16 protein-coding genes, 1 tRNA gene and 1 pseudogene are annotated in these 21,798 nt (G+C 56.9%); 11 read left to right on the top strand and 7 right to left on the bottom strand.

Features of this window, described 5'->3' with window-relative positions; all coding sequences use genetic code 11:
• Positions 1 to 620: 620 nt before the first annotated feature.
• The gene (locus LAO21_21065) at positions 621 to 3,881 is read left to right on the top strand and encodes a TonB-dependent receptor (protein MBZ5555210.1); all 3,261 of its coding nucleotides are present in this window, start codon (positions 621 to 623) and stop codon (positions 3,879 to 3,881) included.
• Between the two features lie 879 nt (positions 3,882 to 4,760).
• Here the strand turns inward: LAO21_21065 and LAO21_21060 are convergent.
• Positions 4,761 to 6,119, bottom strand: a complete 1,359-nt coding sequence (locus LAO21_21060) for a UDP-glucose/GDP-mannose dehydrogenase family protein (GenBank protein MBZ5555209.1) — start codon at positions 6,117 to 6,119, stop codon at positions 4,761 to 4,763.
• 288 nt (positions 6,120 to 6,407) lie between these two features.
• Between LAO21_21060 and LAO21_21055 the strand changes: the two genes are divergently transcribed.
• The 9 genes from LAO21_21055 to LAO21_21015 all read left to right on the top strand — a co-directional run bounded on the left by LAO21_21055 (position 6,408) and on the right by LAO21_21015 (position 15,057).
• The gene (locus LAO21_21055) at positions 6,408 to 6,989 is read left to right on the top strand and encodes an ATP-binding protein (protein MBZ5555208.1); all 582 of its coding nucleotides are present in this window, start codon (positions 6,408 to 6,410) and stop codon (positions 6,987 to 6,989) included.
• Positions 6,990 to 7,266: 277 nt separating this feature from the next.
• A complete protein-coding gene (locus tag LAO21_21050) occupies positions 7,267 to 8,136 on the top strand; it encodes a phenylacetic acid degradation operon negative regulatory protein PaaX (GenBank protein MBZ5555207.1) in 870 nt (289 codons plus the stop codon).
• A 113-nt stretch (positions 8,137 to 8,249) separates the two neighbouring features.
• The gene (locus LAO21_21045) at positions 8,250 to 9,416 is read left to right on the top strand and encodes a 2-hydroxyacyl-CoA dehydratase (protein ID MBZ5555206.1); all 1,167 of its coding nucleotides are present in this window, start codon (positions 8,250 to 8,252) and stop codon (positions 9,414 to 9,416) included.
• A 253-nt stretch (positions 9,417 to 9,669) separates the two neighbouring features.
• Positions 9,670 to 10,965 carry a 2-hydroxyacyl-CoA dehydratase family protein gene (locus LAO21_21040; protein MBZ5555205.1) on the top strand — a complete coding sequence of 432 codons (1,296 nt, stop codon included), beginning with the start codon at positions 9,670 to 9,672 and terminating at the stop codon, positions 10,963 to 10,965.
• An 82-nt stretch (positions 10,966 to 11,047) separates the two neighbouring features.
• Positions 11,048 to 11,866: an acyl-CoA dehydratase activase gene (locus tag LAO21_21035; protein ID MBZ5555204.1), complete on the top strand. Its 819-nt coding sequence runs from the start codon at positions 11,048 to 11,050 to the stop codon at positions 11,864 to 11,866.
• Positions 11,863 to 12,705 (top strand): acyl-CoA dehydratase activase, encoded by an 843-nt coding sequence (locus LAO21_21030; GenBank protein MBZ5555203.1) that lies wholly within the window; start codon positions 11,863 to 11,865, stop codon positions 12,703 to 12,705. The genes LAO21_21035 and LAO21_21030 overlap by 4 nt, the downstream gene beginning before the upstream one ends.
• Positions 12,706 to 12,931: 226 nt before the next feature.
• Positions 12,932 to 13,252, top strand: coding sequence for a hypothetical protein (locus LAO21_21025; protein MBZ5555202.1), 321 nt, complete (start codon positions 12,932 to 12,934; stop codon positions 13,250 to 13,252).
• Positions 13,249 to 14,016, top strand: a complete 768-nt coding sequence (locus tag LAO21_21020; GenBank protein ID MBZ5555201.1) for an enoyl-CoA hydratase/isomerase family protein — start codon at positions 13,249 to 13,251, stop codon at positions 14,014 to 14,016. The genes LAO21_21025 and LAO21_21020 overlap by 4 nt, the downstream gene beginning before the upstream one ends.
• 18 nt (positions 14,017 to 14,034) lie before the next feature.
• Complete coding sequence (locus LAO21_21015; protein MBZ5555200.1) at positions 14,035 to 15,057, top strand: zinc-binding dehydrogenase; 1,023 nt, start codon at positions 14,035 to 14,037, stop codon at positions 15,055 to 15,057.
• Positions 15,058 to 15,260: 203 nt separating this feature from the next.
• On the opposite strand, the gene LAO21_21010 is transcribed toward LAO21_21015, so the two are convergent.
• The 3 genes from LAO21_21010 to LAO21_21000 all read right to left on the bottom strand — a co-directional run bounded on the left by LAO21_21010 (position 15,261) and on the right by LAO21_21000 (position 18,530).
• Positions 15,261 to 16,124: a tetratricopeptide repeat protein gene (locus LAO21_21010; protein ID MBZ5555199.1), complete on the bottom strand. Its 864-nt coding sequence runs from the start codon at positions 16,122 to 16,124 to the stop codon at positions 15,261 to 15,263.
• Positions 16,125 to 16,761: 637 nt separating this feature from the next.
• Positions 16,762 to 17,616, bottom strand: a complete 855-nt coding sequence (locus tag LAO21_21005) for an amidohydrolase family protein (protein MBZ5555198.1) — start codon at positions 17,614 to 17,616, stop codon at positions 16,762 to 16,764.
• Between the two features lie 227 nt (positions 17,617 to 17,843).
• The gene (locus tag LAO21_21000) at positions 17,844 to 18,530 is read right to left on the bottom strand and encodes a response regulator (protein MBZ5555197.1); all 687 of its coding nucleotides are present in this window, start codon (positions 18,528 to 18,530) and stop codon (positions 17,844 to 17,846) included.
• A gap of 514 nt (positions 18,531 to 19,044) precedes the next feature.
• Here LAO21_21000 and LAO21_20995 point away from each other — a divergent pair.
• Positions 19,045 to 19,121 (top strand) — tRNA-Arg (locus tag LAO21_20995).
• 150 nt (positions 19,122 to 19,271) lie between these two features.
• On the opposite strand, the pseudogene LAO21_20990 reads toward LAO21_20995, so the two are convergent.
• The 3 genes and pseudogenes from LAO21_20990 to LAO21_20980 all read right to left on the bottom strand — a co-directional run bounded on the left by LAO21_20990 (position 19,272) and on the right by LAO21_20980 (position 21,662).
• A pseudogene (locus tag LAO21_20990) lies at positions 19,272 to 20,144 on the bottom strand (site-specific integrase).
• A 449-nt stretch (positions 20,145 to 20,593) separates the two neighbouring features.
• Positions 20,594 to 20,782: a helix-turn-helix domain-containing protein gene (locus LAO21_20985; protein ID MBZ5555196.1), complete on the bottom strand. Its 189-nt coding sequence runs from the start codon at positions 20,780 to 20,782 to the stop codon at positions 20,594 to 20,596.
• Positions 20,775 to 21,662, bottom strand: a complete 888-nt coding sequence (locus tag LAO21_20980; protein MBZ5555195.1) for a hypothetical protein — start codon at positions 21,660 to 21,662, stop codon at positions 20,775 to 20,777. Before LAO21_20980 ends, LAO21_20985 begins: the two co-directional genes overlap by 8 nt.
• Positions 21,663 to 21,798 lie beyond the last annotated feature (136 nt).

The raw sequence follows: 21,798 nt of genomic DNA, 5'->3' as shown, positions 1-21,798 counted from the left end.
GTGAAAACCGTTTTCAACGGTTTAGTGGAAGCGCAGGCCAGATTTGGGAAAGAGAGAACTCTTTTGCCTTTTTTTGAGTCGGCTGCCAGTGACAGGAAACCGATAAATCGGTTGAAGTGCAGGAAGAGGGAGAATGGTGGACACCCCGATGAATCGGGGTGCTGTTAGGATTTTACTGTCAGGGAACGATTGAGGAGGGTTCCTCGAATTGACTCGATTCCTTGTTTCCTCCTAGGAATGGACGTGTGGCCCGTGGCGCATTGATTTCTCGCTGACCGGGTTCTACTTTGATCCCTACTTTTGATATTGCTTCCCCTTCATGAAAGATGTATGCTGTGCGTCCTCATTTAGAAAGCTGAGCTTTATCCTTCATATGCCGCCAGGCAGTTTGGCACTACTATCCGATTAAGCGTTCGTGGAATGCATTGATTCAGGATTCAGTAGTGGAACCAGTCCGTCTTGTTCGCTCCGTCTTCGTCATTCACTTTCATCAGTTGGAAAGACTGGGCGCATTTGTCGGTAGGTCGGCTCCATTCGCCGGCAGGACAGGTTGGGCGTTCCCCTAAACACGGGTTCAATTGAGTGGAAGCTTCGTCTCAAAAATCTTCTGGAGGAGATTCATGATTAGAAAAAGCATGTTGCTTTTGGCTGCCGCTTTGCTGTTCTCCTTGCCCGCCCTGCAGCTCTGGGCTCAGGCCGCAGCGTCATCGGCAGATTTGACCGGGACGGTATTGGATTCTTCGAAGGCTGTCATCCCGGGGGCTACGGTCACCGCGACAAACACCGCCACTCAATTGACGCGGTCGGCCCTGTGCAACCAGTCGGGGGAGTATCGCATTTCTCTGCTGCCCCCCGGCACTTACGATGTGAAGGCGGAGGCGAACGGTTTCAGCACGGGCGTAAGGAAGGGGGTCGTGCTGACGGTCGGACAGGTGGCCGTGATGGGATTTGAGCTGGGTGTGGGGGCGCAAGCGACCGAGGTCGAGGTGAGCGGGGAAGCGCCCATCGTGGAAACGGAGCGCTCAGCGCAATCCGCCACCATCACCCAAACACCCATTGCCAACCTCCCGATCAATGGCCGGAATTTTCTCGATTTTACTTTGTTGACCCCGGGCGTGGTGGAAGCCAATCCCACCATCAATACCCTTCAGCAGATCCCCAACTCGGGGCTCTCCTTTGGGGGGCAGAACGCCCGCTCCAACAGTGTCGCCGTGGACGGCGTCAGCTTCATTGATGATGCGTCCAACGGGGTACGGCCAACCGTCAGCCAGGAGGCCGTGCAGGAATTCCAGATTAACCGCAGCGGGTACAACGCGGAATTTGGCGGGAGCTCGGCGGGTTCCGTCAATATCATCACCAAGTCCGGAACCAACGAGCTACATGGGAATCTATTTGAGTTCTTCCGCCACGAAGACCTGGATGCCCGGAATCCCCTGGACTTCAGCGAACGCACCACGGGGACCCGTTCCCCCTTCAAGCGCAATCAACCGGGTTTCACCCTGGGCGGGCCAGTCAAAAAAGACCGGACATTCTTTTTTGTGTCGTATGAAGCGCTGATTCAGCGGGAGTCTTCCTTCGTCACCGCGTTCCCCGATGTCTCTGCCCTGCAACCCACGTCCACGCAGACCGCCCTGGCCAATTTTCTGGCCCATCTGCCCCCTTCAGCGCAGACCGCGCAACTCATCGGCCTGGGACAGATCCTTCCCTTGCTTCTCTCGACCGGTCCCACACCTCCGCCGCAGGTTCTGGCGACCCTTCCGCCTTTTGCGCAGCAACTGGCGACGGTGAGCGGTACCACTTTCAACATGCTGAAAGGCGCCGACGGGCGGGTTCCGTTCCGCAACACCAACAACAACGCCTCTCTGCGGCTCGATCACCAGTTCAACGCCAAGGATCAATTGTTCGGCCGGTTCAGCTTCTTTAACGGGTACACCTTTGGGACCCGCGTGGGCGGTCAGGACACGCTGACTCACGGCACGACCGTCAAAGAGCAACAGGAGGATCTGATCCTCACGGAGAGTCACATCTTCAATGACCGGGTGATTAACGAAGCGCGCTTCCAGTTTGCCCGGCACGTATTCGATCTCAACACGATTGATCCGTTTGGTCCGGCCATCTTCATTAACGGGATCGCCAACTTCGGACGCGATTTCAACAATCCGACGCTCCGCACGGGGCTGCGATGGCAGTGGGGCGATAACATCAGCTACACGCGCGGCAGCCATGCCTTCAAGTTCGGAGGTGAAGTCAACTACCTCCCCTTCAATAATTCCACCGTTGCCATCTTCCTGGGCGGAGAAGCGGTTTTCACGAACCAGATTCCGCTGTTCTTCCCGTTGGCAGGAGGGCTCGGTTTGCCGACCGCTACCGCGTTGAACCAGTTCTTGATCACCACGCCGGGGTCTCCCTTCAGCGCGTTTACCGTGGTTCCCGGCATCGGGCCGATCTCTAACGTGTTACTGGCTCCGCTCACTTCCTTGCAAGCCTTCAATGCCGGGATCCCCGCTTTTTTTGACCAGGGTTTTGGCAACCCGGTGACCTCTCAGGCAAATACTCAGTTGGAGGGGTATGCACAGGATAGCTGGAAGGTGACCCCCAAGTTGCAGCTCAATTACGGGGTGCGTTACTTCGCCGAGTTGCAGCCCTCCCCTTTGCATCGCGACCTGAATAACTTCGCCCCTCGATTCGGCTTTGCTTACGACCCGTTCGGAAGCGGCAAGACGGTTGTCCGCGGAGGCTACGGGGTTTTTTACTCCCCGCTCTATCAATCCGTGGCCTTTGCCTCCCGGGTGCTGGGCGGACGTCAGATTCAAAACATTCTCCGCTTGTTCAATCCGGCAACCCCCACCACCGACGCCTCGGCGATCTGGCATTACATTTTTGCCAATACCCTGGGACGCCGAACCATCACCGCACAAGAGATGCAGTCGATCTTCGGATTGACCGCCGGCCCGCCCACCCTGACGACACAGGAAGTGGATCCGAACGTCGTGAATACCTACGTCCAGCAGGCGAGTTTTGGAATTGACCACGAAATCGGGAAGGATTGGTCCATCTCCGTCGATTACATGTGGAACAAAGGGAATAAGGTGATTCGCAATATCGACCGTAATTTGCGCCCGACCGGATCGGTCCCCGGAATCGGAACCCTCTTTCAGGGAACCAACGCCGATGGCAGTTCGAATGGCAACTTCCCGGGATTCGTGGCCCGGTTCTTCATCGAGACCAGCGCCGCCTCTTCTTATAACGGGATGTCGTTTGCCCTGAATAAGCGCATGAGTCACCACTATCAGTTCTCGCTGGCGTACACCCTGAGCAAGGCTATCGATGATTCGACGGATCTCAACCAGGATCTGGCCCCGTTCGATTCCAACAACCTTCACAATGAAAAAGCGTTGTCGTCCTTTGATGTGCGGCAACGCGTTGTGGCCAGCGCGGTGATGGAGACCCCCTGGAAAGGGGGTAGTGGGACTCCGGCGTGGCAGCGCGTTCTGGCGAATTTCACGTTTGCCCCCATCGTGACCGCGCGCAGCGGCTTTCCATTCAACCTTCTCGCAGGCGTCGACCTGAACAACGACTTGACGACCAATACCGATCGGCCCCCGTTTGTCGGACGCAATACCGGACTGGGCCCGAATTTTGTGGCGTTTGATATGCGCGTCAGCAAGCGCTTCCGGTTCGGTGAGTCGAAAAGCCTGGATTTCATCGCGGAGGGGTTCAATCTGTTGAACCGGACCAATTTCAAGAACATGAATAACATCGTCGGAACCAATCCCACACGCCGCGACGGCGATCCGACGCTGCCCCCCTCTTCACCCTTCGCCTTCACACAGGCGTATGACCCGCGCCAGTTGCAGTTTGCGATTAAGTTTAATTTCTAGGGGAATATTATTAGGAAACCAGGAAGGCAGGAGGGATCAAGCAGACCTTGGGTGACGGTCTCTTCCGATTTGAGCGTCAGCCAAGAGCCAGTGGGCGAATCTGCTGAACCTGAATTCCGAAATTAAGGGCGTCACCTCAGCGTTAGACTCTTCGATTCAACTCGATTGGGATGGAATGAAGGAAGAATGGAATGGTTCCAGCCTTGAAGGGACGGGAAAATGAGGAAGAGATGTCGGCTCGGTTCTGTCGGTCCCCGTTTTTCGAGCTAGGCTGCTGCCGCGCTAGGCCCGGAGGGCTATGAGATTGTAGCCCCGTCTGTCGAAGATCCGCCGTGGCGGGAGCCCCGCGCCTCTTCCTTTTGCGGGGCGAGGGCGGGGTACCAGTGAGAAATAAAGTGAGAGCCCCGCTTGCGGGGCGAAACCATGCCCTCAGTTCCAAGCCTAGCGAACGTCCTGTTCGAGGCCTTGCACGTGGAAGAACCTCGCTCCCCCCTCTGGAAAAGAGATCCTCCAGCGTCGCTCCGCCGGCCAGGAAGACCTCCACTATCCCGATATCCCTTTGTGAGTCGAATCGGTGGAGGTGGGCTCCGCTCATTCGTGATTCGAGAAGGGTAATGGGACGTAGAGAGCGCATTGCGGAGATGAGCAGGACAGGGAATTATTATAAGGTTGTGCCGCGATCCATTCTACCGACTCTTTCGCCCCGCAAGCGGGGCTCGAAGGTCACGGGGGAAACCGGTACCCCACCCTCGCTCCGTCCCGCAAAGAGCGCGGGACGGAGCTTCAGGTGGGGCTACAAATAGGAATCGATGCTTCCTCCGCCTCCGATCATGGCCTTCAACTTCCGAATCTTAGCATTCTCCCTTGGTTTCCTAATCGCTATGGAGCGCTTTCTTCCGCTTTCGGCGTGGTTGGACTCCCGCCCCTTCCGACCCCCATGTAAATAAATCCCAGCTTGGCCACTTGCACAGGGTCCAAGAGGTTTCGCCCGTCGAAGATGACCGGGGATTTCATCTGGTTCTTCAGGAAATTCAGGTCGGGTTGCCGGAATTCATTCCACTCGGTCGCGATCACCAGGGCGTCCGCGCCCATGGCGGCTTCGTGGGGCGAACGGGCATACTCGATCCGGGTGCCCAGTTGACGGCGTGCCGTCTCGGTCGCTTCCGGGTCGTAGGCCACGATGTGCGCCCCGCGCTCGAGTAGAAACTCGATGACATGCACGGCCGGCGATTCGCGGACATCGTCGGTGTTGGCCTTGAAGGCGAGCCCCCACACGGCAAACGTTCGGCCCTTCAAATCCTTCTTAAAATGATCCTCGATCTTCAGACAAAACTTCTGGCGGTGCTTCCGGTTGGCTTCGTCCGCCGCCGCCATCAGGGTCATGGGCGCCTTGTATGCCTGGCTGGTTTGAATCATGGCGCGGACATCCTTTGGAAAGCACGATCCTCCATATCCCAGGCCGGGGTAGAGAAACTGGCGGCCAATGCGCGGGTCGGCGCCCACTGCCAGGCGCACCTCGTCAACATTCGCCGACACGGCGTCGCACAGGGCGGCCACTTCGTTGATGTAGGAGACGCGCATGGCGAGGTAACAGTTCGCGGCATACTTGGTAAGCTCCGAACTGCGTTCGTCCATCACATAGATCGGATTGCCGGCATGGACGAATGGCCCATAGACCTCCTTGAGCAGTTCAATGACCCACGGATTGCGCGAGCCAATCACGACCCGGGAAGGGCGAAGAAAATCCTCGACCGCAAATCCTTCGCGCAGAAATTCGGGATTGGAAGCCACCTCAATCTCGGTGCGGGGCGCCCGCTGCCGGACCAGGGCGCGGATGCGCTCCGAGGTCCCCACGGGAACGGTGCTTTTGGTGACGATCAGGTATTCACCGCCGCTCGGCGCCCCGGCGAGGAGTTGTCCGATCTGCTCGCTGACCGAGAGGACTTGCGTGAGATCCGCTTCGCTGTTCTCGCCTTCCGGGGTCGGGAGACACAGGAAATAAACGTTCGATCCCTGGACCCCTTCTTCGAGCGATGTCGTGAACTGGATCCGGCCGTCGCGCATCACCCGGCTGAACAAGAAATCAAGCCGCTGTTCATAAATGGTGAGCTGCCCGGACTTGAGCATCTCAATTTTTTTCGGATCGATGTCCACACAGACCACCTGATTTCCGACATGTGCAAAACAGACGGCACTGACTAAACCAACGTAGCCTGTCCCGATGACCGTTAATTTCACTGGAATCTCCCTCCCTGGTGCATCCCCGTACTTATCATACTCGCCCCGGATTTTCAATCTCGCGCTACTGATTCGCACGAAGTTCAGGCCGCCTTGCATTGGAGGACGAAAGAACGTATGATGCCAGCGAGTTGAAAGACGGGATGTGTTGGAGTGCGAGTACTCCTCTTCGCCTGAGTTTTCTTCCAAGTGATCCGCCTCGAAGAGAGTCGGGGGCCCTGTTGAAGAGGCGCGGTGGGCGGACCCGATCCCTCAAGAGGTTGCAAATCCCCAGCGAGTTCAAACCCCATGAAACTTGCCCTGATTGGAACGCACGGTGTTGGAAAGACCACGCTTGCCTTTGAGATTTGCGCCCAGTTGAAGATCGCCGGCCACAGCGTGGAACTGGTGACCGAAATTGCGAGGAGGTCCCCCTTTCCAGTCAACGAAAGCACGACGCTGGAGTCCCAGCTCTGGATCCTGCATAAACAGATCGCCACCGAGCTGGAGATGGTTCCCCGCGCTCAATACGTCGTCTGTGACCGCGCCGTGATCGACAACTACGCGTATCTTTCCAACAAATTCGATCGCCAGCCTTACCTCGAACCCATGCTGGCCCAATGGATGAAGAGCTACGATCTGCTCATCCACATCCCGCTCCGCGAGGAGAAGATCACGGCGGACGGGTTCCGCTCCGAAAATGTGGAGTTTCAGAGGACGATCGACGGCCGCGTCCGCACCCTGATCCGCACCTCGCCGTTTGTCGAAAACATCGCTGAAGTCGTCCACCTGGATGCGGAGGCCATCGGCCGCGAGCACTATGCCGAATATGTCGTGAAAGAGGTCTTGCCCCGCCGCAACCCGTACCTGCCCCAGGGCGTCCCGGTTTAATCCGAATCTATGGCGGGTTCCGCGAATCTGCGTTGGTGTATGGGATATTGACGAGGGTCAGATTGGGACATTGCCAATCTTGCTGACCCTCATTCTTCTTCTCATTCCGTGCTGATTGCGCTTCGCCAAGAGGCAGGCGGGGACGCCTGCCCCACGCATTCCACGGCTCACTTTTTACTGCCTCCCAAAAAGTAAAATGGCTACTTGACTCTTCAAGGCCGGAGTGATATCGTTTTCTCGTATTGCACTTCTCTGACGACCGTTAATTAAATGACACATGTTGAACCGACAACAAACCCGGACGCGGCTCCTGATTTTCACCTTGTACGGCGATTATCTGTTGCCCCGCAAAGGGTCGGCCCCGACCGGGAGTCTGATTGCGCTTCTAGGATTACTGGGAGTTCGGAATCAGGCGGCGCGGTCGACCCTCTCACGGATGAGCCGGGAGGGATGGCTGAAAGGGAAACGCCGCGGCCGCCACAGCCGGTACGCGCTGACCCTCAACGCACGGCACCTGCTCGAAGAGGGAACCCGCCGCATCTTCGAACCCCGTCGCCGGCGATGGGATGGGCGCTGGCGGGTGGTGGTGTATTCCTTGCCGGAAACAAAACGCGACCTGCGCGAGGCCTTGCGGCGGCGGTTGAGTTACCTGGGATTCGGGGCGCTGACCCCGGGAACCTGGGTGTCGCCCCACGATCGGCAGGTCGAAGTGCAGTCCCTGTTGAAGGATCTCAAGGCACAGCGGTACGTCCAGTATTTTGAGGGACACTGGCGGGGACACATCTCCAACAAGGAGCTTGTGACACGCTGCTGGAATCTAAAGGAGCTGAATCGCCAGTATGCGATGTTTCTGCGAAAGTGGGTTCCAGAGTTGGAGAAATATGAGAAGGGCGTGGCCTCCGGGAACCGACTCAGTCCCAGCGAATGTTTTGTCCACCGGTTCTGGATTATCCATGAATACAGCGCCTTCCCAAACCGCGACCCGAATCTCCCCGCGGAGCTGCTCCCGAAAGGCTGGAGGGGCAATGAGGCGTCGCAGGTGTTTCGAAAGTATCGAAGGAAGCTGACGAAGCGAGCCAACGCGTTTGTGGATGAAATCCTGCGGACAGCCAATGGAATTAAGACCGAGATCCCGGCCAGCCATTAACCAGGTCGAACTCACACGTGGAGAGCAGTCCTACACGAGCCCAATCGAGGGAATATCCATTCCGCAAAGAAATTGACTGCAGACATTTCGAAGAAGATTCAGGGAGACGTCTCATGACCGCACCCCAATTTGACCGATGGCGCGGAAAGCCGCTCGACGACATTTTCTACGAATGCCGCGAACTTCTGGAGGATGCCACCTATCCGACCGTCCGTCGCTGGCGCGAGGGGGGCGGAAAGGTAATCGGTCATTTTCAGGTTTATTTTCCCGAGGAGATCGTCCATGCCGCCGGGATGCTCCCGCTCAAGATCTGTGGGGCGCCCATCGATGCCGTCCAGGCGGACTCGCGGTTCGGATCCTACCTGTGCTCCATCCTGAAAACCTCTCTGGAACTCGCCCTCAGCCATCGGGTCGAGCTCGACATGTTTGTGACGCACCCGATTTGTGACGCCGCCCGCAATCTTGCCGCCGTCTGGGGGCGCAACTTCACATATCCGTGCCAGATCCTCTACCTGCCCCAGAATGCCAATTCCACCCACGCCATTACTTATCTTCGCGGCGAGTATGCCCGGCTCCAGCGCAGTGTCGAAGCAATTGCCGGTTGTCCGATCACCGATGGGGCGTTGCACCAGTCCATCAAAATCTATAACCAGAACCGGGCGCTGATTCGCGCGCTTTACGTCATCAAGCGCGAACAGCCCTGGCTGGTCTCGGCAGATGAGGCTTACGTTCTGGTGGCCCTGGGCGGTCTGTTGCGTCGCGAGGAGCACAATGATCTGCTCGAAGAGGTCCTGCCTTTGATCCAGGCCCGTCCACACAAGCGACAGGACAAAATCCGTGTGGTCTTTGAGGGAGGATTCTGCGAGCAGCCCCCGTTGGATCTGATCCGTGCCATCGCCCGCTCGTGCTATTTGGTGGATGATGACCTGATGATCGGGTTGCGCTGGATTCTCGAGGATATTTCGACGAACGGGGATCCGCTGTTCAACCTCGCCGAAGCCTATCTTGAAAAGTCTTCCTACAGTCCGGTCCAGCACGATCTCCGCAAGCCAAAAGAGCAAATGTTGTTGCAAAGAATTCGGAGTGCCCGCGCGGAAGCAGCGATCATCACCGCGGCGAAGATGTGCGAACCCGGCTTGGAAGAGCAGGTCGCTTATCTCCGGACATTGGACAAGGAAGGGATTCCGTACTTTGTCGGCGAGTTTGAGGAAAAGATGACGAGTTTTGATCAGATGGAACTGCAGTTGGAGACGTTTGTTGAAAATCTACTTTTCAGTTAATGGGAGACGATTCACCGCGGAGCTGAGAGCGCAGAAAGGCTTTGGGTAAGAGCTTGGGACCAAACTTCAGGTGATGTCGCAGTTCAGTCAGATTCTTGTCGGGCACCTGAAGCAAACGTGGAAAATAGAGTTGCATGGGGTAACTGGAGAATCCTCACGGTAGGGGCGCATAGCTATGCGCCCCTACAATGAAGCATGCGCGGCTTTGTATCATTTTCAACCAAGTTTGTATTAGTAGAGAAAGGTTCAATTCATGACGGATTCTTCACAGGCAGATTTGATCGTGGGCCGGGGAAACCGTGAGGGGGCGGAGTTGTTCCGGCAGTGGTTCGAGTCGCTCCAGGGAGCGATCGAGAGCGGCGCGCCTTCGGCTTATGTTTTTGTCATGGGCAGCATGGCCGAAATCCTGCGTGTATTCGACCTGCCCATGGTGTTTCCCGAGATCACTTCGTTGCAGACCGCGGTGCGCCGCGTCGCCCATGAATACTTGAATGAAGCCGAGGATTACGGATACTCGCCCGACATCTGTGGATATGTGAAAGCCGACGTGGCCCTGCAGCTGCGGGGCGGCCGGCACCCCATGGGAAACGTTCCCAAGCCCGCCCTCGCCGTGCTGACGAATGCCTGTAACACATACATCAAATGGGCTGAGATCTGGGAGCGGTTCTATCACATTCCGGTCTTCACGCTGGACGTCCCGGGCACAAGGGCCGCAGGCACCCAGACGTGGCCCGGCGATCCGGACTTTGAAAACGATCGCCGCTACGTCCAGGCCCAGATCATGGAATTGATCGCGCTGTGTGAGCGGGTGACTGGCATGCGATTTGACATCGACCGTCTCCGCGAGGTCCTGGCTCAAGCCAATTCGATGAGCCGGGGGTGGAAGCGGGTACTGGAATTAAATCAAAGTCATCCATCCGTTTTCAACGCGGTGACTGATGGCACAATTTATCTGGGCGTGGCGAATGGCTTTCGCGGGGCGGCGGCCGGCAGCCGGTTTTTCGATCACCTGGTGGAGGAGATGGAGTACAAGGCCGCCCACGGCATCGGGACTCTCATCGAAGAAAAGCATCGCCTCATCTTTGTCGGGGTGCCCTGCTACCCCATATTCCGCCGGTTCAACGAGATGTTTGCGGAGTGGGGCGGAACCTTTGTCAGTTCTACCTATCTGTGGTTTGCCTCCGGCGGGACCAACCTCGGGTTTCAATTTGATCTGGACCGTCCCCTGGAGAGCCTGGCGGAGGGCGTTTTAATCAGCGTGCGGGACGCCATGGACAGCATGTTTTATCAGGACCGTGCAATTGCAGGGATGATCGATTCGTTTCACGCCGACGGGGTGGTCTATCATCCCATCAAAAGCTGTCGCACCGTTTCCACGGGACTGGCGGACAACCGGCGGGCCCTGATGGCAGGGCGCGACATCCCGAGCCTCTTTATCGAATCCGACATGATGGACCGGCGCGTGGTGTCGGAGGCCCAGCTCAAGAACCGGATCGATGCCTTCTTCGAAAGCCTGGCGTCACGCCAGCAGCAGGGTGCAATTCATTGACGCGAAATTGCAATACAAAGATGACTTGCCGGGGCGTCTCGACGACCCATGAAGAATAAATCTTTCAAGGAGAAGCTCAGCCATGGCCTATGCAGCCGGGGTGGATGTCGGGTCCACGCAGACAAAAGCCATCATCATTAACGAAGTCCGGGAGATTGTGGGCCGCGCGCTGATCGACACCGGCTCGAATGTCGTCGCCGCGGCCGAGCAATCCTTCCTCGACGCGCTCAAGAACGGCGGCATCCCGGACATGCTGGTGGAGTTTGTGGTCGGGACCGGGTACGGACGATACCGGGTGACCTTTGGCAACACCCAGGTGACTGAGATCAGCTGTCATGGACGCGGCGCGGTGCACATGTTTCCCGGCACGCGCACCGTGGTGGATATGGGAGGACAAGACACCAAGGCGATTCGTGTCGGCCCACGCGGTGAGATCGTGGATTTCTGCATGAACGACAAATGCGCTGCCGGGACCGGCCGATTCCTGGGCGCCGCAGCCAGCGCGCTCGACATCCCCCTGGAACAGCTGGGACCGATCGCACTCCGGGCCGAGAGACCGGTCCGCATCAGCACCACCTGCACCGTCTTCGCGGAGTCCGAGGTGCTTTCCTGGCTGGGTAAAGGCAAAAAGACCGAGGACATCCTGCTGGGGGTCCACCAGTCCATCGCGGCACGTTCCATTGGTTTGCTGCGGCGGGTGGGCGTCGAAGATGAAGTCACCTTTACGGGGGGCGTGGCGCGCAATGTTGGCATGGTTGCGGCGCTTCAGGAGGGGCTGAAACGCCCGCTGAACGTCAGTGAAGATTCGCACTTCATGGGAGCGCTCGGCGCCGCGCTCTTTGCGCTCGACCATATCCTCGCCAGCCGGGCGCCGGCTGACGCCGTCAAGGAGCGATCATGATCTTCACGGCCGGGATTGATGTGGGGTCCACTTACACGAAGGCGGTTGTGTTGAATGAAGAAAACGGGATCGCCGGCCGGGCAATGGCGAACACCGGCTTCAAGCTGGCGGAGGCTTCCCGACAGGTTTACCTCAACGCCCTGGAAAGTGCCGGCCTGCAGGAGACCGATGTGCGCTACGTGGTGGCCACGGGCTATGGTCGACACATGGTTTCCTTCAGCGATGTCCAGGTCACCGACCTGACGGCGGGCGCACGGGGCACGATGTTCCTTTTCCCCGGTACCCGCACCATCCTCGACGTCGGCGGGCAGACCATGAAGGCGACCCGGATCGACGAAACGGCAAAGGTGAAATCATTCCGGTTGAACGACAAGTGTGCCGCCGGGACAGGGGCCTTTCTCGAAAAGACCGCGCGCTACATGGGCTATAACACCCGGGAAATCGGCCCGCTGGTGGCGACCTCCAAACATACGGCCACGATCTCCGGCGTGTGTGCGGTGTTCGCCGAGTCAGAAGTAATCAATCACCTCTCCGAGGGAACCGCCCCGGCCGACATCATGCAGGGAGCCATCTCTTCCCTGGTGGATCGCTCGATTCAATTGATGAAGCGCGTGCAGATGGAGCCGGAGTTCACCCTGATTGGAGGGATCCTGCGATTTGAAACCATGGCCCGGGTGGCGCGCGAACAATTGGGCGCGGCCGTCAATGTTCCCGAGGGAGACCTCGTCCAGTACGTTTGTGCCCTGGGGGCCGCGATTCTCGGACAGCGGCGACTACAAAAGCTGGGTGAGCTACAGTCTGTCCGACAGGCCCAGGATCCATTTCCCGCGAAGATTTGAGTGCTTGTAAAGATGATACATCATAGTGACGCGTGACAGCATCTCGCGGAGAGGTATGGTTTGGTAGCCGTGATCCGCTCTCTTTTCCGCGGATCACGGGCTCTTGCGACCGGCGGGGAAAAACCCGCCCCGATAGGTCGGGGCAGCTACCAAGAGTCAATCGAGTTAATCTTCATCGAGCAACAGTTGGCACTATATTTTAGAATCCTCTGTAGGGTTCCTCGTCATGAAAAATCACTCTGATCAACGAGTTCCGCTGGGGCCCGAAGAACGTAAGATTCTCCCGGAGTCGAAAACTCAACCGGATCCCGAGTTGACCGCAGCCGGCTGGGAACGCCGGTTCATCGCGGCCGGCGAGCGAGCCCGGGAGGCGATGGAACTTTACACACAGTTGGGGTTTGAGGTCTGCGCTGTGCCGGTGCAGCCTTCCGAACTGGAAGACGGATGTGAGGACTGTCGGGCCGTCTCGCTGCTGCAATTCAAGACGATTTATACGCGAAGGAAGCAGGGCGATCAGCCTGATCGCCCTGCCACGACTAACCTATGACCGAGAATTTACAGTTCGTGGAATGGACCTCGGGTGATGGCATCGGTCGGTTGACCTTGAAGCGGCCACCCCTGAATATCCTGAACATCCCGATGCTTCGTGAGATGGAGAGAGTGTTGAAAGAGGCCGGCGACATCGACACCCTCAGGGTGCTCGTCCTCGCGGCCAAAGGAAAGCTCTTCTCCGCCGGCGTCGATGTCGCCGACCATACCCCGGATCGCGTTCACGAAATGATCCCGCTGTTCGACCGGGTGTGTGCGGCGTTGGGCACCTTCCCGGTCCCGACGCTCGCCGCGGTGCATGCAGCCGCGCTCGGCGGCGGATGTGAAATCGCGATGTGCTGCGACCTGGTGATCGCCTCCGAGGAGGCGAGCTTCGGCCAGCCCGAGATCCGGTTGGCCTCGTTCGCACCCGTGGCCGCGGTCCGATTGCCATCCCTCGTGGGATATCGCAAAGCCGCCGAATTGTTGTTTACGGGGGACTCTGTCGGTGCGAAGGAGGCCGCGCAGATGGACCTGATCAATCGGGCTGTTCCTCCCGGTGAATTTGAATCGAGCGTTGAACAACTGGCCGGAAAATTGAGCGGTTTGAGCGCCTCCGCCTTGCGCTTGTGCAAGGAGGCGTTGCGTGCGACCACCGATCGCTGGGGTTCACTCGCCGATATGGAAAGGCTGTATCTCGAAAAACTGATGTCGACCGAAGACGCGCATGAAGGACTGGCGGCATTCTTACTGAAGCGCGCGGCGGTGTGGAAACACAAATAATTCCCGGAGGAAAACCCGATGAAGGCTGCCATCTTCCATGGCGCGCACCAACCCCTCGCCCTTGAAGAAATCTCCACCCCCGTTCCGAAGTCCGGCGAGGTGCTTGTGAAGGTGGCCGGCTGCGGCGTGTGCCACACCGACCTTCACTACCTCGACCACGACGTCCCGACCTTCAAGAAGCCGCCCATGGTCCTGGGACATGAGGTTTCGGGGACAGTGGCAGCGCTTGGATCAGGTGTGAAGCAGTTCAAAGAGGGGGACCGGGCACTTTTGCCGGCGGTGTATGGTTGCGGGCAGTGTCGAATGTGCCGGACAGGCCGTGAAAACATCTGCGAAGCCATGATGATGTTTGGCAACCACGTGGATGGCGGCTATGCGGAGTACGTGATCGCTCCCGCCAAAGACACTTTGCCCCTGCCGGAGGGGATCCCACTCGTGGAAGGCGCGATCATTGCGGATGCGACGACCACGCCGTATCACGCCGTCGTCAATCGAGGGCGGGTGCAGCCGGGCGATCGCGTCGCCGTGTTCGGATGCGGCGGAATCGGCCTCAACGTGGTGCAGATCGCGGCCGCGATGAACGGCCATGTGATCGCGGTGGATCTCGACGACTCGAAACTGAAGATGGCGCGCCAGCTCGGCGCGATGACGGCACTGAATCCGAAGGGGGTGGAGCGGGTTGACAAGGAACTTCGCAAGCTCACCGGGGGGGGGGTGGATGTAGCGTTTGAGGCTATCGGGAATCCGGTGACCCAGGAGCAGGCGTTTGCCTCTGTGCGGACCGGCGGGCGTGTGGTGATGATCGGATACTCGGAGAAACCCATGACCCTGGATACGGGGCGAGTGATGTTTCGCGAGTTAGAGGTGATTGGCTCGCTGGGTTGCCGGCCCGTGGATTACCCGCGCGTCATGGAGTTGGTCGTTCAAGGAAAGATTAAAGTCGTTGAATTAGTCACAGCCTTATACCCTTTGGAGCAAATCAACGCGGCGTTTGACAAGCTGCGCCGGGGCGAGGGGATCCGGTCGGTGATCACTCCGTAGGCCCGACGGCTGCCAGATTGTAGCCCCACCAGAAGCTCCGTCCCGCGTCCTTTGCGGGACGGAGCGAGGGTGGGGTCACGGTCTCCCCAATGACATTCGAGCCCCGCTTGCGGGGCGAACGAATCTGCCGAGTGGATTTTCGAACGACCCTACAATAATTCCCTGGCATGTCCCTCTTCGCAATGCTTTCTCCCTGTTCCCCTTTATTGAGAGTCCAGCCCCCTGCTGTCGGTCTGCAGCGTCATCTCTCTTTTGCCTTGTTCAATAAGGGTTTTCAGGCGAGCGTCCAGCTTGAGGGATGCCTCAAAATCCCGCTCCGCGTCTACCGTTTTTCCCCTAAGCAAGTGGGTCAATCCGCGGCCGAGGTATGCCATGGCAAAGCGTGGGTTGATTGCAAGGGCTCTTTCAAAGTCTCGGATTGCTTCGGCCCATCGGCCTTTTTTGCGCAGGGCGACCCCGCGGTTTTGAAAGGGTTCCGCGGCGAGGGGGTTGATTTGAATGGCCTTGGTGAGGTCCGCGAGGGCGGAATCCAGTTCCCCCAATTCGAGGTACACCGACCCGCGGTTGCTGTAACCTTCCGCGAGGCGGGGTGCAATTGAGATGGCTTGCGTGTAATCGCTGATGGCCCCCTCCCAATCCATCTTGTCTTTGCGGGCATTTCCTCGATTGATGTATGCGGCCGCGAAGCGCGGATTCAACTCAATGACCTTACTGTAGTCTGCCGCCGCCTCATCCAGATGATGGAGACCGTATTGGGCGTTACCGCGGTTGTAAAAAGCTTCAACGAAACGCGGATCGATCTCACCCGCCCTGCTGTAATCGGCAATCGCTTTTCCCAGATCGCCCTTGGTTTGCTCCGCGATCCCCCGGTTGTGGTAGGCCAGGGCACAGGTTGAATCAAACATGAGAGCGATATTGTAATCTGCGATGGCGCCGTCCACATCGCCTTTGGCAAAACGCTCAGCGGCACGGCTGAAATAACCCGCCGCGGAATTGGAATCCTTTGCTTGGATCACGGAGACGGTCAAGGTGCACAGTAGGAATACACATACACTAAGGCGCTTCATAAAGCCTCCCAGAGGCATCGTCCGCTCGCGCGGAGCTGCCCGCAAATCGTTCAATCGAACCGGTTCGTGAACAATCCCTGGAATGTACAACTTGGGTTTTGATTTCCCAGGGTTCAGTACAGGCCGGCAAGGAGTAGCCGGTTTTCAGGTTGTGACTGGGATTTTGCGTTGCTTGCCCCGGCCGGATTCTGACGTTGGTCGAGATCGATCTTGTCCTTCAAGGCGGGCAAACTCTTCACACTTCCTGGTGCGCGGGCGCCTTCTTCTCTCTGGCTGCGGCCGCACTCAACCTGTCGAGCTAATACTGCAGGGCCTCCGCTTGACTTCCAGATTCATGCTGAGTCTTATCGGTCGATGTGCGGGTTTTGTGTAAGGAAAAATCAATGGTGTGAAACGTCTCACAAGCGTTGGCAGCGGGGTGATCCCCGTTCCGGCGGATTTGGAGCACCTCCACCCGCCGTCACTTTGTTTTCAGGGAATCGAGGGGAGACTACAAGAGGATCTATCTTTTTGTGAGGCAGACGTCCTCGTCTGCCAATCTTTAGTTTTAAAAGGCCGCAGGCGGGGATGTCTGCCAATCTTCAACTTTAAAAGGCGGCAGTCCGCCCCGGCGGACTGCCTCACCACTCGGTTCGCGCTATTCCAGCTTGAACAATTCAACCGCGTTCTCGCGCAGGAGCCTGCGCTTGACTTCGTCTTTCAGTTTGAGGTCGTCGAGTTGCCGCAGGTTCTCCTCCCACGGAAGCCCATTTGTTCCCCAGATGCAGCGATCCCTGCCCAGGCGGCTATTGATGAACTGGATGATTTGGGGTGATAAATATTTCGGGCTCCAGGCATCGACGCCAAACCAGACGTTTTCCCACTTGTAACAGACGGAGATGAGTTCGTCGACCCAGGGCCAGCCGGTGTGCGCGCCCACAATCTTTAAGTCCGGAAAATCGCAGGCAATGCGGTCGAGGTAGATGGGGCGGCCGCCGTCGCTCGGCATCGCCTCCAGGACGTGCCCCACCTGCATCTGGACGGGAACGTTCAACTCCACACACTTGGAATAAAGCGGATACATCTTCGCGTCATTGAGAGGGATGTCGAAGCCGTAAATGTGCACGTAGACGCCTCTAAAGCCATGTTTTGTAACAGCGAGTTCAATCTCCCTCAGGCTCTCTTTGATGCGAAAAGGATTGTAGCCGGCAAGCCCCACAAAGCGGTGGGGGTGAGCTTCGGTGTACTGGAGGACCTCTTCGAGCTGGGTGTCCATGTACATCCACTTCCGCCAGTAGGACCACATTTTGCACTGAGTGATGAAGACTTTTTCGACCCCCGCGCCGTCCATCAGGCGAAGCATCTCGTCGATGGAGTTGTAGCGTGGCAGTCCCCCGATCGCTTTCTCCATGCGGCATTCGAGCTCGCCTTGTTTAGCGCGGTCCCACTTCTCCATGAATTCGCGCGTGGCAACGTAATACATGCAATCGATGGCTTTGATCTTCTCTGGCATTCCAATCCCTCCCGGTGTATGCACGATATACAACTTTTCAGAAGGAAATACTATGGCAGAAATTGTTCGCGATGTTTACTGGGATGGCAGATGGAGGATGGAGTGTCGGAGCCGGGTTGGGTGTGTCTTGGGACTCAGAAGAGGTGTGGCGCTGTCGGTCCTGCGCCCCTGCTCGCAGCAAGGGCGGGGCGGGCGGTTAAAATTCAATCTTTCCTTCGGGGGAGTGCTTACGCAGATTCCCAGCCGTTCGAGGCGCTTAAGAATTCCAGCCCGTGCCAGTAAGGGCCGCGGATGCCGTCGCTGTCGTTCCAGACGACCCGGGCACAGGTCAAAATGGCAACCCCCTCGGAGTCGCTGGGTTCGGTTTGGAATACTTCGACTCGTTCTCCCACCGGGATTCGCACGGGCAGGCGTACCATCAACCCGTGCTGACTCACTCCTTCAGTCACGGAGGAGACTTCGAAATCGTGATCAAAGGTATCTTTTCCCCGGATCACAAAAGGGACCTTCAATGACATGCGCTTGGAGCGCCGCCGCTCGATGGGTGGCAGGTCCAAAGCGCTCTTGACAATCTTGGACACCTGTTCGACGGTAAACGGCTTTTCGATATATTCGAAAGCTCCCATCTCCTTGGCCCGAACAAAAGAGGCATCTCGCGGCTTATCACCCGTGAGAATGATGGGAACCGACTCGGTGTCCCTCATCGCCTTAAGGATCTTGCAAATCATGGAGGCGCCCATTTGCGGGAGGTCCATCGCCAGCATCACACAATGGGGATGATCGAAGGTAACTTCCCGCATGGCCTCTTCCATCGACCGTGTGGCCAGGACGTCGTATTGAGCCGCAAATTCCTCGGAGAGCAGGTCTCGAACCTGAAGATCTTCATCAACGATCAACAATTTTTTCTTGTCCATTTTATCGCTCCACCCACGCTCAAATAGAAAAAGGGACACTGTCGCCCCCAAAGTCTGCGCAGCCATACTGCGGCGAAATCTTGTCAAAAGTATTACGCCTTGCCCGCCCCGAAGGAAAGCCCGGCCCGAGCGCCCGAAAACTGACATCCACATCAAGGCTGGCCGAAGGTATCGCAGAATATTAACAGGCCACTGCCGAAACCAGAGAGCGCCCGGTGAGGCCCCGATGACTCATCGGGGGGCCTACAACATAACCGCATGATTCTCCGTTGTAGGCCGTCCGCCTGGGCGGACTGACCCGGCAAAATGATTCGAGCAACAGCCTGTCATGACTCATATCCTCCCGATATTTCAGGCCGCCCATAGTTCCGTCTTAGCGGCCGGGGTCGTGGTTCGCTTGAGATGAATTTTGTGGTAGACTCAATGGGATTGACGGATTTCGGGGGGCTTCAAGGAATAAGATCGGAGCAGGCACAAGGGTAAGCACACCATCGCAAGGGGATGGTCGTCTTAAGCGCCCGTAGCTCAGCTGGATAGAGCGTCGGACTTCGAATCCGCAGGTCGCAGGTTCAAATCCTGTCGGGCGCACCAGTTCTTTTCAATAACTTGAGTTGTTTCCTGGGCACTGTCCTTTTCAGGATTGTGCCCATTTTTGTACCCTATCGCAGTCAAATTCCCCTCAAAACCCGAGGGTAGGCTGTCCTTCTCAAGGCTCTCGATTGCCTCTCTCTTGGGCTGCGTCCTGATGTGGCTGTAACGTTCCAGCATCCGTTTGGAGACATGGCCTGCAAGGGCTCTCAGGGTTTCCTCGCTGACTTCGGAGTTCTCGGCCAATCGAGATATGAAGGTATGCCGAAGGTCATGCCAGCGATAACGAACTTCCGCCGTCTTGCAGGCATTCCCCCAAGCGGTTTTCCACGAGCCCATAGGACGGCTGAGGTCAACGGACCAAATAACGGGCGATTGATCGTCCCCTGCAATCCCAATCTTGTGCCGGGGGAAGAGGTAGCTATCGGGGCCAGCATTGGGGAAACGAGAAAGCCAAATCGTGAGGATGCCGCACACCCTTTGAGTCAGAGGGATCAAGCGGCCTGTCCCGGCAGCGGTCTTGCTCTTAGGGACGATTAAATCGCCAGACTTCACGATGCCGTCGGTCCAAACGAGCCGAAGATCCTTGAGGCGCAACGATCGCACCTCAGATGCCCTCATGCCCGTATCTACTGAGAAAAGGAACAATGGGAGAAGGGCAGGCGTGCGGCTGTTCTGGATCGCGTTGAGAAATGCCTGTTCGTCATCACGGCTTAGCGCTCTGCCAACATCGTGATTTTCTTTAAGGTGATTCACTTCTCCGTCTAGCTGAGACCACAAATGAAATTTCTTGAGAATCCCGCGCAGTGAGCCGACCTCGTAATTCACAGTCCGGCTCGAAACGCCAGCAGCAAGGCGCGTCTGTTGATACTTGGCGATATCCTGAGAGTCAATATCACAGACCAGCCGCTTTCCAAATTCCTCGTTCAATCTGTCAACGCACTGCTCATAGCGCTCATAGCTCCTGGGTGCCAGGGATTTCTTCCCCTCAAGCCAATCCTTTCCGGCCTGATTGAACAACGGCATCCGTTCGCGCCTCTTAATCCGGTTGACTGACTTCTCCAGGTCGCGCCTTCGGGCCTGTTCCGCCTCCCGAGCGATGGTCTTCGACGGGGTATGAGCGGAGTCCCGAATCTCCTGCCCATTGAAACGGAATTTGTACCACCATACACCACCCCTCTTATAGACGCTCACTATTCACCCCTCTTTCAATTTTCGAGGTCTCCCGCCTAATTTCGCCCACTTGCTCAGGGTTGCCTTGTCATACCTCTTTGCGCGGGTCTTGCCGCCCTTCTTTCCCATCGCAGAGCGTAGCTCTCGAAGTTTCTTTGGGCCGTATCGCTCTGCGACCTTTCGCGCGCCTTTACGTCCGATGCTTGATAGATATTGTCGGATTGCCTTTTCCATTGAAGAGCCTTCCTCACAGAATCAGCAACACGCTAATACTTTACGATCCGCTTGTCAAGTATTTTCTTCTATTGAGTTCTGACCTGAGGTTCAATGCGACTATTGTTAATCAGGGCGTCAATATCCTTCCTCTTAAATAGGATTTTCCGACCGATTCGATAGTATGGCACTTGGCGTCGAAAAATCCTTGCTCGCCAAAACGCCACGCTCACGCTGTAAATTTCTGCCGCTGCTTTAACGCTTACGAATTCAGACATTGCTTATTTCCTCCAAGGGTTTAATTGTGTTTGGATCTGGACCGGGGAAGAAAAGGTTCATCTCCCGGTTCTTTGTAGCGTAAGGATCGTCTTTATGGACAATGCCTTGCTGTATGAGGAAAGCGAGTGCGTTCCCCGCCGTCACCTGTGACACCCCACACCATGCGGCCAAGAACTTCCACGAGAGTGGAGAGCTTGCCCCTGGCGTGTGGAGCCATTTGCACCCAAAGAGCAGCTTGATCCCGTCGTATACCTTTTTGTATGATCTATGAGAGGTGGGGGGAAGTGGTGGAAATTTCACATCCAACGGTTTCAAAAAACCCAAATCAACAAGTAAACGGATACCCCACGTCGCCAATAGTGGGCGAGTAGTAATCCTCTTGATCTTACCCTTATAAAGATGGGCAGCGTACACTTCCGCCTGAGCATACGAGAGGTCTTCGCCCCTCTTGTGATAATCGTAATACCTGATAATCCCGTCCTGCGGGTTCTTCTTCAAGACGGCTGAGGGGTGTCTCTCCGTGTGGCCCCGTAGAATACATCGGAAGCCTTGTCCTGTATGGTTGCCCGGAATGTGCATCAACCTCATGAATGCAAGCGCAACATCCTCACGCTTGAAAAATTCTCTTAAGTTGAGCGGGGTTTGTGGCGCGGAAACCTGTTGAGGGGAATGAGATTCAGACTTAGGCTCGGGCTCAATACTCCCTCTCATACTCTCTCTCAAACTCTCTCCCACTGCGTTACTTATAGTACTTACACTAGAATGGGATTTAGAGAGTAGGGATTCTGCTCTTTTTAGAGCAGCTTCATCTCTAGGAGAAGCGAGCCAAGCCTGTATGTATTCAAGTCTTTGGAAAGCAAATTCATCATTGGTGTACACTGCTGTCCAAATTAGCTGAGATTCAAGACCCTGAGCCGCATGAATGTTGGTTCAAACTGTTGTGATTTTCGATTTTCAAGTTCAGGTCTCCCATTCTGCTGTCCCAGTTAGCGATAGGAAAATTCCAGTTGTTGGA

Source organism: Terriglobia bacterium (assembly GCA_020073085.1).
Lineage (GTDB): Bacteria > Acidobacteriota > Terriglobia > JAIQFV01 > JAIQFV01 > JAIQFV01.
This window is presented reverse-complemented; position numbering and strand designations above follow the sequence as displayed.